Source organism: Vibrio parahaemolyticus (assembly GCF_900460535.1).
In the GTDB taxonomy this organism is placed as follows: domain Bacteria; phylum Pseudomonadota; class Gammaproteobacteria; order Enterobacterales; family Vibrionaceae; genus Vibrio; species Vibrio parahaemolyticus.
In genome coordinates this window covers 1,510,048-1,522,518 of sequence record NZ_UHIL01000001.1, presented here as the reverse complement: position 1 = coordinate 1,522,518, position 12,471 = coordinate 1,510,048, and the positions used below count along the sequence as shown (strand labels likewise).

The 12,471-nt window shown below is 44.5% G+C and carries 11 protein-coding genes; 9 read left to right on the top strand and 2 right to left on the bottom strand.

Features of this window, described 5'->3' with window-relative positions; genetic code table 11:
* The first annotated feature begins 6 nt into the window (after positions 1-6).
* Positions 7-1,542, top strand: coding sequence for a histidine ammonia-lyase (gene hutH / locus DYB02_RS07630; protein WP_025526582.1), 1,536 nt, complete (start codon positions 7-9; stop codon positions 1,540-1,542).
* Between the two features lie 270 nt (positions 1,543-1,812).
* Positions 1,813-2,538: a DUF3581 domain-containing protein gene (locus DYB02_RS07625; protein ID WP_029805348.1), complete on the top strand. Its 726-nt coding sequence runs from the start codon at positions 1,813-1,815 to the stop codon at positions 2,536-2,538.
* 105 nt (positions 2,539-2,643) lie between these two features.
* Here the strand turns inward: DYB02_RS07625 and DYB02_RS07620 are convergent, their stop codons facing one another.
* The gene (locus tag DYB02_RS07620; RefSeq protein WP_024702686.1) at positions 2,644-3,105 is read right to left on the bottom strand and encodes a methyltransferase family protein; all 462 of its coding nucleotides are present in this window, start codon (positions 3,103-3,105) and stop codon (positions 2,644-2,646) included.
* Positions 3,106-3,174: 69 nt separating this feature from the next.
* Positions 3,175-6,213 (bottom strand): D-2-hydroxyglutarate dehydrogenase YdiJ, encoded by a 3,039-nt coding sequence (gene ydiJ / locus DYB02_RS07615; protein WP_029805349.1) that lies wholly within the window; start codon positions 6,211-6,213, stop codon positions 3,175-3,177.
* A gap of 264 nt (positions 6,214-6,477) precedes the next feature.
* Between ydiJ and DYB02_RS07610 the strand changes: the two genes are divergently transcribed.
* The 7 genes from DYB02_RS07610 to DYB02_RS07580 all read left to right on the top strand — a co-directional run bounded on the left by DYB02_RS07610 (position 6,478) and on the right by DYB02_RS07580 (position 12,436).
* Complete coding sequence (locus DYB02_RS07610) at positions 6,478-7,158, top strand: DUF3334 family protein (RefSeq protein ID WP_029805350.1); 681 nt, start codon at positions 6,478-6,480, stop codon at positions 7,156-7,158.
* Positions 7,159-7,370: 212 nt separating this feature from the next.
* Positions 7,371-8,066 (top strand): DUF2786 domain-containing protein, encoded by a 696-nt coding sequence (locus tag DYB02_RS07605; RefSeq protein WP_005462644.1) that lies wholly within the window; start codon positions 7,371-7,373, stop codon positions 8,064-8,066.
* A gap of 178 nt (positions 8,067-8,244) precedes the next feature.
* Positions 8,245-8,913, top strand: coding sequence for a YiaD family glycine zipper/OmpA-like lipoprotein (locus DYB02_RS07600; RefSeq protein WP_005483532.1), 669 nt, complete (start codon positions 8,245-8,247; stop codon positions 8,911-8,913).
* Positions 8,914-8,989: 76 nt separating this feature from the next.
* On the top strand, positions 8,990-9,970 hold the full coding sequence (locus DYB02_RS07595) for a J domain-containing protein (RefSeq protein WP_029805352.1): 981 nt from the start codon (positions 8,990-8,992) through the stop codon (positions 9,968-9,970).
* 177 nt (positions 9,971-10,147) lie between these two features.
* Positions 10,148-10,333 (top strand): hypothetical protein, encoded by a 186-nt coding sequence (locus DYB02_RS07590; RefSeq protein WP_005462602.1) that lies wholly within the window; start codon positions 10,148-10,150, stop codon positions 10,331-10,333.
* A 404-nt stretch (positions 10,334-10,737) separates the two neighbouring features.
* Positions 10,738-11,130 carry a cell division inhibitor SulA gene (locus tag DYB02_RS07585; RefSeq protein ID WP_005462595.1) on the top strand — a complete coding sequence of 131 codons (393 nt, stop codon included), beginning with the start codon at positions 10,738-10,740 and terminating at the stop codon, positions 11,128-11,130.
* Positions 11,131-11,332: 202 nt separating this feature from the next.
* Positions 11,333-12,436 carry a phosphoribosylaminoimidazolesuccinocarboxamide synthase gene (locus tag DYB02_RS07580; RefSeq protein ID WP_025506004.1) on the top strand — a complete coding sequence of 368 codons (1,104 nt, stop codon included), beginning with the start codon at positions 11,333-11,335 and terminating at the stop codon, positions 12,434-12,436.
* Positions 12,437-12,471 lie beyond the last annotated feature (35 nt).

Sequence of the window (12,471 nt, the reverse complement as noted above, 5' to 3'; positions counted from 1 at the left end):
AAAGAGATGTTAAATTTAACGCTAAAGCCAGGTCATATTAGCTTAAACGAACTGCGTCAAGTGAGCCGTTCCCCGGTCAACCTTACTTTGGACCCAGAGGCCATTCCGGGCATTGAAGAAAGTACTCAAGTCGTCGACCGCGTCATCGCAGAAGATCGCACCGTCTATGGTATCAACACCGGTTTCGGTCTTTTGGCAAACACTCGAATTGCACCAGAAGATTTAGAAACGCTGCAAAGAAGTATTGTTTTATCTCATGCTGCGGGTATCGGCAAATTCATGTCTGATGAAACCGTTCGCCTCATGATGGTTTTAAAAATCAACAGCTTGGCTCGTGGATTTTCTGGCATTCGTTTGAAAGTCATCAACATGTTGATTGATTTGGTCAATGCGCAAGTTTATCCATGCGTTCCTCAAAAAGGCTCAGTCGGAGCTTCAGGCGATTTGGCTCCCCTAGCCCACATGAGTACGGTGCTGCTTGGTGAAGGTCAAGCACGTCACAATGGCCAAATCGTATCCGGCTACGAAGCACTAAAAATTGCTGGTCTTGAGCCTATCACACTAGCGCCAAAAGAAGGCTTAGCGTTACTCAATGGTACACAGGCTTCAACAGCATTCGCGCTAGAAGGTCTGTTTATTGCTGAAGACCTTTTTGCGTCAGCAACCGTGTGTGGCGCCATGTCTGTAGAAGCCGCACTAGGTAGCCGACGTCCGTTCGACCCTCGAATCCACCGCGTACGTGGTCATCGTAGCCAAATGGATGCAGCACTCGCATACCGTCACCTACTGGATACATCAAGTGAAATTGGTGAATCGCACACTAACTGTGAAAAAGTGCAAGACCCATACTCACTGCGTTGTCAGCCGCAAGTGATGGGCGCGTGTTTGCAGCAAATCCGTAACTCCGCTGAAGTATTGCAAGTAGAAGCGAACTCCGTTTCTGATAACCCATTAGTATTTGCAGAAGATAACGACATCATCTCTGGCGGTAACTTCCATGCAGAACCTGTTGCGATGGCAGCCGACAACTTAGCTCTCGCCATTGCAGAAATCGGCAGTTTGTCCGAGCGTCGTATGGCACTTCTCATCGACAGCGCGCTATCAAAACTGCCGCCATTCTTAGTCGATAATGGTGGCGTGAACTCTGGCTTCATGATTGCTCAAGTAACCTCTGCGGCATTGGCAAGTGAAAACAAGACCCTTGCTCACCCAGCCTCAGTAGATAGCTTACCAACATCAGCAAACCAAGAAGACCACGTGTCAATGGCGACATTCGCGGCTCGCAGACTGAAAGAAATGGGTGAAAACACTCGCGGCATTCTAGCTGTCGAATATCTATCGGCGGCGCAAGGTTTGGATTTCAGAGCGCCAAATAAATCGTCAGAGCGAATCGAAATTGCAAAACAGATGCTGCGTGAAAAAGTGTCGTTCTACGATAAAGACCGTTACTTTGCACCCGATATCGAGCAAGCAAACACATTGTTGAAACTCGCTCTACATAACGCACTGATGCCAGAGAACCTTCTGCCAAGCGTACATTAATCTGTAGAAGCAAACTTCAGTCTAGGCTCCACCTCTTCGTGGAGCCTTTTTTGTGTCTATACTCTTAACAATTCGTGAGTGATATCAGAGTCGCGCGACGCACTTATTCGCATCATAAATGGATAAGCCATTCAAGCATGTGTTTTTAAACGTTTATCTGCTGATTTGGGTGCGCATTGTCAAAATGCAGTGAACTTTCTACTGGATGGACCATTGCTACTCAGATATTCGCATATAATCCCTTACAGTTTTGGTTACTACTTAATAATTATGTTTCTAACACCTTATTTTTCAAACAATAATCATCAATTTCAATTCACTCGCGAACAAGCAAGTCACTTTGCTAAGCGTGTGGCTGGTGATTACAACCCTATTCATGATGAAGATAACAAACGCTTTTGTGTGCCTGGCGATCTGCTATTTGCCGTTCTACTAAGTAAAGAAGGCATCAGCCAAAAAATGCGCTTTCGTTTCTCTGGCATGGTAAATGATGGCATTGAGCTGCATATTGAAAATAAGTGTGAAAAAGAAAGCGCAGTCGTAGATGAGGCAGGCAAAGAATACTTGCACATGTCTCGTGAAGGCGAAACCAACCACAACCCAGCTTTTATTGAGCACGTTGTAACAAATTACGTGCAGTTTTCTGGCATGAACTTCCCGCACATCATGGTTCCTCTTATGGAAGAGAAACAAATGATGATCAACTGTCAGCGTCCACTGGTTATTTATGAAAGCATGGAAGTGGAATTTTCACGCTTAGACCTTACACATCCTGAAGTGGATTTCACTGGTGCGACGTTTGATGTAGATGGTAAGCGCGGCGTGGTGACTTTGAACTTCGCATTCAAAGAAGATGGTGAAGTGGTCGGTAAAGGCATTAAACGTATGGTAGCGAGTGGTTTGAAGCCATACGATCAAGAAGCCGTTGAGGACCTTGTACACCGCTTTAATGAGCGTAAGGATGCATTCCTAGCAAAGTTCGTTAAGGCAGCGTAACAGACTGCCGAATTAGCGATAACAATCGGATACCAAAAAGAAAGCCCAACGATTGATGTTGGGCTTTCTTTTTACTTAAAAAATGAGTCGATGGCAGCTCGGTATTCAAATCCAGCGACGAACTTGGTTTTTATAATCCAAGTATTCATCACCAAACAACCTTTCCAATACATGTTCTTCTGGTTTGATTTGAAATCGATTCATATAACTGACAAACAACACACCGCAAAGCACCACACTTAAATGTTGCCACCATAAACCCACCGCAATGATGAGCAGTAACAACGCCATGTACATTGGGTTACGTGAGAAGGCAAACACGCCAGTTCTTACAACGGAAGATGCTGCATCAGGTTTTACTGGGTTCACGGTAGTCTTTACTTTGCGAAATTCATATACACCGGCAATCCCCATGTAGCCAGACAACAAAGTTAGTGCGCCGACTACAAACTCAACAAAGGGCACTCGAATATTCATGCTCGGCGTCAAGACTTTAAGCCCGTACATCAGAAGTATGACCAGCAAAAACACCGCAACAGGTGGGACTTTGAGTTCAAGTTTTCTCAAGGTTCAGATCCTTTGAAATGGAATGTTCATCATTGGGCAAAAAGCCCAGTTGGACTGGGCTTGATGTCATTATACCAAAGTTAACAGTGCTTGAACGGGATGCTTAGGCTTTGTTCCTTCAAAGCGTTTTACTTGGCTTCGGCAAGAATAACCAGTAATCAAACATCTTTCGTTATCTAACTTATCTAGGTTTGGTTTCCAACTTAAATTGTATATGTCTTTCGACATCGACAGCTTATCAACCTCGTGGCCAAATGTACCCGCCATGCCACAACAACCAACCGGTACTGTGTTCAATACCGCGCCAAAGTGAGCAAAAATAGCGCCCCATTCTTTCTCTGCGTTCGGCATTTTGGTTTTTTCAGTGCAGTGCGCAAACAAGTACCACGGTTCCTGATTTTCCCGTTGCTTTGCTACTTCAAACGCTTCCAACCTTGGGTACAGCCATTCGTGTGCCGTTAGCACATCGAAATCGCCTCGCTTGCTACCGAGTACTTCCGCGTACTCATCTCGATAGCACAGCACCAATGCCGGATCAACGCCGACCAACGGAATGTCTAAGTCCGCCACCATCGCCAAGAACTTCGCCGTATCAGCCGCGGTCTCTTTAAACTGGCGTAGGAAGCCTTTGATGTGTTGCGCTTTACCATTTGGCTTAAATGGCAAAAGCACTGGATGCATACCTAGCTTTTTAACCAACTTGACGAAGTCTTCAACAACGTCCGCATCGTAATAGCTGGTAAATGGGTCTTGAACGATTAATACGTGCTTGCTCTTTTCAGTCGAAGACAAACCACTCAATACTTGCAGATCATACGGCGTTGTCAGCGACTCTACGCGCTGTTTCAACGTAGGAACAGACAACAACGGCGCATCCACATACCCTACAGTTGAAGCCGTTAAGCTCTTCACCCACGACTGTTTCAATACGCCGTTCACGACTGCCGGTGCTTTTGCCATTATTGGTAGCATGGTTTCAATGTTGGCAACCAAATAATCTTTTGCCGGACGCTGATAGCGCGAGTGATAAATGTTTAAAAAGCGGGAACGGAAACTTGGAACATCCACTTTGATCGGACATTGGCTCGCACACGCTTTACACGCTAAGCAGCCGTTCATTGCTTCATAAACTTCATGAGAGAAATCGTATTCGTGACGACGATTAATGGAATGACGCACACGATCAATCATGGTTTTGATCGATGTTTTATTTTCTAACGTTTGCTTTTCTAGGTCAAGAATATCAATACCTTGCTCAGTAAGCTGACGCAACCATTCACGAACCAATCCAGCGCGCCCTTTTGGCGAATGACGACGATCAGCCGTCACTTTCATCGATGGACACATCGGCGAACTGGTATCGTAGTTAAAGCATAAACCGTTCCCGTTACATTCCATCGCTTGCTTAAAGCTGTCACGTACTTGTACGTCAATTTGGCGATCATAGTAACCACGTTTGGTGTCGGTTACTTTTACCAACTCTGCATCGCTATCAAGTGGCGTACAGATTTTGCCTGGGTTCATTTTATTATGTGGGTCGAATGCAGCTTTTACGCGTCGAAGCTCAGTAAACAACTCTTTGCCAAAGAACTCCGGACCATATTCCGAGCGGAAACCTTTACCGTGCTCACCCCACATCAGGCCGCCGTATTTCGCTACCAGCTTGACGACTTCATCAGAGACTTCATGCATCAATGCTTCTTGGTGCGGGTCGCACAAGTCCAACGCAGGACGCACATGCAGCACCCCTGCATCAACGTGACCAAACATACCGTAATTCAGAGACTTGCTATCTAATAGTTCGCGGAACTCTACAATGAAATCGGCCAAGTTTTCTGGTGGTACACACGTATCTTCAGCGAATGCGACCGGTTTAGCGCGGCCTTTTGCAGCGCCTAACAAACCCACCGCTTTTTTACGCATGTTGTAGATACGTCCAATACTCGCTACATCGTTACAAACTTGGTAGCCGATAATGCCCGCTTCTTCTGTTTCCAACATGATATCGAGTTTGGCGGTTAACGCCGCGACCTGCGCAGCAACTTCTTCTTCGTCTTGCCCTGCGTATTCCACCATATTGATGCCAAGCATTTCTTTGTTTGGCACGTCGGTGATCAGATCGCTCACGGTGTGCCAGACAATGTCTTGCTTCGCGAGATTAAGTACTTTTGAGTCAACAGTTTCAACAGAAAGTGCTTTCGCTTCGACCATAAATGGCGCATTGCGTAGTGCAGAGTCAAAGCTGTTGTATTTCACGTTAACTAAGGTACGCGCTTTCGGAATTGGCGTCAGGTTTAGCTTCGCTTCCGTAATAAAGGCCAATGAGCCTTCTGCTCCACACAGCACTCGTGTGATATCGAAACGGTCATCTTCTTCATTTAACGCGTTCTTTAAGTCGTAGCCCGTTAGGAAGCGATTAAGAGGAGGAAATTTATCCAAGATCTGTTGACGTTTATCTCGACAAACTGATTCCGTCACTTGTAACGCCGTAGCGGCAAACTCGCCTTCTTTTGGATAACCATGAGACAAATCAGACTCTAAAATCGAGCCGTCAGCAAACACCGCTTGCAACGACAGTACATGATCAGACGTTTTCCCGTATTTAAGAGAGCCTTGACCAGAGGCGTCGGTATTCACCATCCCGCCAATCGTTGCGCGGTTGCTGGTCGACAAATCTGGAGAGAAAAAGTAGCCGTAAGGACGAACCGCATCGTTCAACTGATCTTTCACTACACCAGTTTGAACGCGAACCCACCCTTCATCTTCATTCACTTCCAATACTTTGTTCATGTGGCGAGACAAATCCACCACAATGCCTTTGGTCAGCGACTGGCCATTTGTACCGGTACCGCCACCACGAGGGGAGAACGTGATTCTTTCGTACTTTTCTTGATTGCTCAGTTTTCCGATGAGAGAAACATCTTGAGTCGTTCGAGGATGGACGACTGCTTGAGGAAGTTGCTGGTAAACGCTGTTGTCTGTAGCGACAGCTAAACGACTTGAATATTGGCTTTCGATGTCGCCAGTGAATCCGGCTTGTTCAAGCTCTTTCAGAAAACGAAGAACAAGAGGATCGACATCAGTTTGCGAGTGTAATCTTGGTAACATTTGCTTCCTGCCCCTACGACGCTGATCCCATCAGCTGCGGGTTATCTAATTATTTGCTCATTTCTCATACAGCGCAGCTATCAGCACAACAAGACGCCGCAAAAAAAGTGAGAGGAGTAATATTCTTTGAATTTCGTCACTTTACAACATTTAAAAAGGCGATCAAATCAGAATCTCAATACAATAATTAAACTTATGCTTTATTTTTTGAGGCTTGATGCCTTACATTGGGATAGAAATCGCGTTTCTAGATGAGCTTTCAGAATGAAAAAAAATAAAGTTGTTACCACGGAAGATATCCTTCTAAAACTTTGCCAGTCTGTTTCTGGCGTTCTTACTTCGGCCACCTCTTCTCAAGTTAATTACTCCGCAATGGTTCAAAAGATCAACAAGACCAGCCTCAAACCAGATTTTGGCTGTTTTGTCCTATTTGATGGCGGATTTACCGGACTTGTAGTGATTAACTTTACTGCAAAAGCCGCTTTAGAGATTTACACCAACTACATGCGTAACATGGGCATGCCAGAAGAAGAACTGGCTATCTCCCATACTTCTGATGAAGTTGCAGACGTATTGGGTGAACTCATGAACCAATTGGTCGGTGACTTTACCAATAAAATCCGTAAAGAACTGCAAACCAACATCACGCAAAACCAGCCGAAGATGCTGGCGTTGAACAAACAGGTAATTTTGCAAGTTGATACCAATTTGGATCGCCCTCAAGCACGTCGTGTGACGTTCTCGACCGCAAACAACAACATTTTCTATTTAGAGCTAGCGATGGACAAAACAGAGTTCATCCAGCTTGAAGAATTTGAAATTGCAGAAGATGAAAACCCAGATGAAATCTTAGAAGCCGCGCGTAAAAACATGGCAGAAAAAGAGTCGGAATCTTCGAACTCTAAAGATGACGCTGACGACTTACTGAGCCAACTGGGTTTGTAACCGTCAGACACGCCATCCCAAGAGAAGTCATCTCGATAAGGTAATATCGTTTCGCCTGATTAAGACGACCTAAAAACGCCTAGCCTCGCTCCTCGCGGGGCTTATTTTTTCTCGGAAGAAACCACTTCCACCTCGCCTTGTATTTCGTTTTTATGTCAAAAAAGGTAATATGTCTGACTTCGTAAATTTTCTGCTTTCGTTACTGGTTGTCGATGGATAAACAAAAAGCTCTGAAAAAAATCGCCAAGTGTTTGGAACTGGGTAACTCCGCCAACGTGAATGAGGCGGCAAACGCCATCAAGATGGCGCATCGCCTTATGCTCAAATATGGTTTGGACAAAGACGATATTGAGTTTATCAAAATGGGAAAAACTCAATCTTCCCATTTGTTGCCGTCCAACATCAGTTCTACCCTATTGCGCGTGATTCGTGGCATTAACACTAAGTTTGGTGTTGAAGCCGTCTTGTTGAATCACAAAGGGCTTAAACGCGTTGAGTTTATTGGTGAAGCCGATCGCGCTATCTTTGCTGCCTTTGCTTTCGACATCATCTATCGAGAATTGAATGAAAGCACCGGCCAGTTCCGTAATAGCTTTGCAGGTTCTGGTACGTCTTCAATGGAAGTGACTCGCCGTGTTAACTCTTTTGTTTCTGGCTGGGTAGAAGGCGCACTTGAAAAGCTGCCAGTGATCTCACCGGATGAAGAGTCTGCAAACAAAATCAATGATTACATTGATAAAGAGTTTCAGAACATCGACCGTGAAACGTTCAAAAAACAATTAAGAGAAGCCATGAAGAATCTGACTGAAGACTACGAAGTCGGATTAAAGAAAGGCAGAAAAGTCTCTGTAAACCGTGGTGTCGGTGGAGAACAAGCCAGAAAAATGTTGGGCAACACCTCGAAATAAGCGCAACATACTCAACTAGATACGTAAAAGTGGGTTGATATTGAGCGTTATAAGAAAATTCTTACACAGCTCTCTATCAATCTTACTTTCGCATAACAAATATCAATATCTACTGATTCATAATTCGCATCCCATTATGAGGCACTCTTTCGCCTCAGTTTTATACGGAGATTTTCCCTTGAAAAAGATGTCTATTGCACTGGCACTAGTGCTAGCTCTTACAGGCTGTCAAGCTACTCAACGCCAAAATGCAACAACGGGTGAATACGAAACGAACTCTACCACGCAAGGCGCGCTAATTGGTGCTATTGCTGGTGCAGCGATCGGTTTGGCAACTGGTGATAACGCAAAAGAACGTCGTAAACATGCTCTTATTGGTGCGGCGGCAGGCGGTGCTACTGGAGCAGGCGTCGGTTACTACTTTGACCAACAAGAAGCAGAACTGCGTCGTGCGTTGCTAAACTCTGGCGTACAAGTACAGCGTGTAGGTGAAAACCAACTTCTACTTCGCATGGAAAATGGCATTGGCTTCTCTTCAAGCTCATACCAACTGGATGCAAGCATCCACAATACTCTACGTGGTGTTGCTCGTATTCTGGTTGAATACCCAGATACAAGCCTAGTCATTGATGGCTACACAGACAGCACTGGTAGCGAATCATACAACCAAACGCTTTCTGAGCGTCGCGCGGAATCTGTTCGTCAGTTCCTAGTGTCTCAAAAAGTGGCTCCAGGCCGTGCAATTGCACGTGGCTACGGTGAGCGCAATCCAATTTGCTCAAACCAAACTTCTGAAGGTCGTGCTTGCAACCGCCGTGTTGAAATCCAGATCTTGCCACTGAAGTAATTTGGTAGCACCATAACGGTAATAACAAAAATTACCGGAGCAGGCCTAGCAACTTACGCTAGGCCTGACACATTCAATGTCATTCAAAACCATCGCCCTATCCTTTACGTTAAGCAACTGTCTTTCTGTATCTGCATTTGCTTCTCAAGCACCAACATCCCCAGCAGAACAATTTGAACTGGCGCAGCAACTGGCTCTTTCTCCAAAATCAGATTCGCCATCGGATGTTCGCTATTGGCTAGAGCAATCCGCAAGCCAAGGCTATTTACCTGCACAGAAACAGCTGGCCGAAGACTATTCCCGAGGATTGACCGGTGCGGTTAATTACTCACAGGCAACGTATTGGTTTACCTCTGTAGCGTTGAATGACCCTCGCGACCGAGGGTTCTTGTTAGCGGACTTTGTTCAGCATCACCAAAAAGACATCACCACCAGCGATCTCGTTGAGGCGTGGTACCAATTAGCCTCGGACACAAACCCTCAAGCGGAAGAAGCTTACAATCATTATCTCGAAGAGCGCTTCAATCAACTGCGTGCAAAGCAAGTCTCCGAAATTGTGGAATTAGATAAAGAAGCGACAAAAGAAGAGCAGCCTGTCGCTCCACAATCAACCGTAACGTCTGATAATGGCACGATTATGTGGTTGGCTATTGGTGGATTGGTGATCGCTCTAGCAGGCTTCGGTGGATGGGCAATTCTAAGAAAACAACAACGAGCCTTGGCCACACTGTCTTCCCAAGAGGCAAACCAAACTCAGCAACTTGATGCGAAAGTAAAAGAGTTAGAGTTCACGAATAAACAATTGAAGCGTCAGCTGGAGAAAGTATTCAAAGAGTTTAAAAAGACTCGCAGCCAATCCGACAATCATAATAAAGTTGCGGTTGCCTGCGCGATGTTTGGTTACACACCACAAACCATTCCTGATAACCAAGCAGTGAAACTCCGCTATCGACAACTTTCAAAACTCTATCATCCAGATACTCGTGGAAGTGAAGAAGAAATGAAACGTTTGAACCAGGCGTTTAAAATCATCTCACAAAATGTTACAAAATCGTAAAGCATAACTAGAAGGCGTTTGATGGCTAGCTTTAAGTCTAAGTAAAACAAGGTTCGCAATCGATCTCGCTCTCAAACAAATTAACAGACATTTAACGTCAATCTCTTTTTCATGCCATAATGCCCGGCGAAAAATAACACCTAACGACTCATATTTATCTAGGTGGGGAGAAAATCAATGTTCACTGAAGAAGGCACCTGCGATTGGTGTAAAAAACCTAGTTTTGTTACTCGTCACGATTATGTAGATGGCAAATATCATCACTCTTGCCAAGCCTGCTACGACATGGCGAAGATCGATGTTCGTCTGTTTAACCAAGGCGAAATGCAAATGCGTGAGCGCATGGCACAACGAGCGAGCTAATCCGGTTAGAATCAATGGAACTGATTTTCAAAAGCGCCTTTTAGGGCGCTTTTTTGATCGCTTATGATTCACATCTCTTCCCCATAATCACGACGTAAACACGCTCATTGTGTGACTCATACCTGTATCGACCATCAAAAACCACTGTATAACATCAACAAAAGCACTGTATATACAGTAGTAAACACCTGTATATATCACTCGGATAATGTTGCTAACTTCACACTTTTCAATCCATACCCAACATATCAAGAACAAAAACAATTCGTTAAAAATCAACATCTTAAAAAATCACTCAACTATCAGCGAGCGTTATCTCACGTACTCATCAGTAAAAATGGGTTGATCAGATACCCAAAACAAACTACTGTATACACATACAGCATGTATAAAGGAACAGTAAGATGCAGTTACAAAGTCAATCTCGTACATACTCACGTTACAACGTACTGGCACAAACCACTCAACCAATGGATGTGTCTGATCAGCTTCTTTCTAAGTTGGCAGTATTGTCACAGCAAAAACAATGGATTCTGTTTACCGCTGAGTGTCCTCGTCCTGATTTTGAGCAACTCACTGCTTCCAATATTTGCTGCAAAAACGTTATTCAGATGAAGCCGTCTCAACAGCTTTCTGAAGTCGAAATCGTTATCAAAGCCATTCAGTCTGGCAATGCCAGCGCGGTTGTCGCATCAAACAAAATTGCTCTTATGAACCAATCCATGTTGCGTGACATCGCTCAGCGTTATCAGTGTGAAGTCTTTTTCGTCGAAGGCAGAGTAAACCAGTATCACTAACAAGATCGACGTTATCCATCCTGCATCTCGCCTCCTTTTAAGGGGGCATTTTTTGTATTAAAGAAAAGAGGCAAACGTTTGCTTTTTCTCTGGCGAGTTAAAATAGTTCTGGTATGATGCCCTCATTCGATTTATTCAGCTGATATTTTCCGCTGAATATCTTCTCCTTAAGACGTTTGATTAAGATGATAGGAATGTCGCAATGAGCCTTGCTAATCAAGTACTTGCCGTCAATGACGACCTGCCAATTCGCACCCACAAACCCGTACACAGCGGAAAAGTTCGTTCAGTTTACTGGTTAACTGAAGAAGACAGTGCCCGACTGATCAAAGAAAAAGGATACGATGTCGCACCAGATGCGCCCCTGGCCATCATGGTGATCAGCGATCGTATTTCTGCTTTCGATTGTATTTGGCATGGTGAAGGTGGGCTTAAAGGTGTACCGGGTAAAGGTGCCGCATTGAATGCCATTTCGAATCATTGGTTTAAGCTTTTTAAAGACAACGGCTTAGCTGACAGCCACATCTTAGATATTCCTCACCCATTTGTTTGGATCGTTCAAAAAGCAAAACCGGTAAAAATTGAGGCAATCTGCCGTAAATACATCACTGGTTCCATGTGGCGTGCATACGCAAATGGTGAGCGCGAGTTTTGTGGTATTCAACTTCCTGAAGGGTTAGAAAAAGATAAAGCGCTACCGGATTTGCTAATGACGCCGTCAACCAAAGGCATCCTAAAAGGCATTCCTGGCGTACCAGAAGCAGACGATGTGAACATCACTCGCCAAAATATCGTGGACAACTATGAAGCGTTTAACTTCTCAAGCGCAGAAGATATCGCTCAGTACGAAAAATTGTTGAAAGAAGGCTTTAACGTTATCAGCCAAGCGTTAGAAGAAATCGATCAAATTTTTGTCGATACCAAATTCGAATTTGGTTATGTTCATGACGCCGCAGGTAATGAAAAGCTGATCTACATGGATGAAGTTGGCACGCCAGATTCTTCTCGTATTTGGGATGCAAAGGAGTACCAAACAGGTAACATCGTTGAAAACTCGAAAGAAGGTTTCCGTCAGTTCCTACTTAACCACTTCCCTGACCCAGATATCTTATTAAACAAAGAACGTATGCCAGAGCGCGAAGCTCTTGCACGCGATAACGATCTTCCTGTTGAATCTTTGATGGATATTTCAAGAACCTACATTGGTATCGCCGAGAAAATTACAGGTAACCCAATTACGCTAAGCGAAAATCCAAAAGCTGAAATCATCGAAATTCTCAGCAAAGAGTACGGTTTGATCGACTAGCTATCTGAAAGCTGATTGAAAATTGCCAACAAAAA

Coding starts and splice junctions, on each gene's coding strand:
- DYB02_RS07625 (WP_029805348.1), top strand. CDS start 1,813: ATGTTTCTAACACCTTATTTTTCAAACAATAATCATCAATTTCAATTC.
- ydiJ (WP_029805349.1), bottom strand. CDS start 6,213: ATGTTACCAAGATTACACTCGCAAACTGATGTCGATCCTCTTGTTCTT.
- DYB02_RS07590 (WP_005462602.1), top strand. CDS start 10,148: ATGTTCACTGAAGAAGGCACCTGCGATTGGTGTAAAAAACCTAGTTTT.
- DYB02_RS07580 (WP_025506004.1), top strand. CDS start 11,333: ATGAGCCTTGCTAATCAAGTACTTGCCGTCAATGACGACCTGCCAATT.
- hutH (WP_025526582.1), top strand. CDS start 7: ATGTTAAATTTAACGCTAAAGCCAGGTCATATTAGCTTAAACGAACTG.
- DYB02_RS07595 (WP_029805352.1), top strand. CDS start 8,990: ATGTCATTCAAAACCATCGCCCTATCCTTTACGTTAAGCAACTGTCTT.
- DYB02_RS07605 (WP_005462644.1), top strand. CDS start 7,371: ATGGATAAACAAAAAGCTCTGAAAAAAATCGCCAAGTGTTTGGAACTG.
- DYB02_RS07585 (WP_005462595.1), top strand. CDS start 10,738: ATGCAGTTACAAAGTCAATCTCGTACATACTCACGTTACAACGTACTG.
- DYB02_RS07610 (WP_029805350.1), top strand. CDS start 6,478: ATGAAAAAAAATAAAGTTGTTACCACGGAAGATATCCTTCTAAAACTT.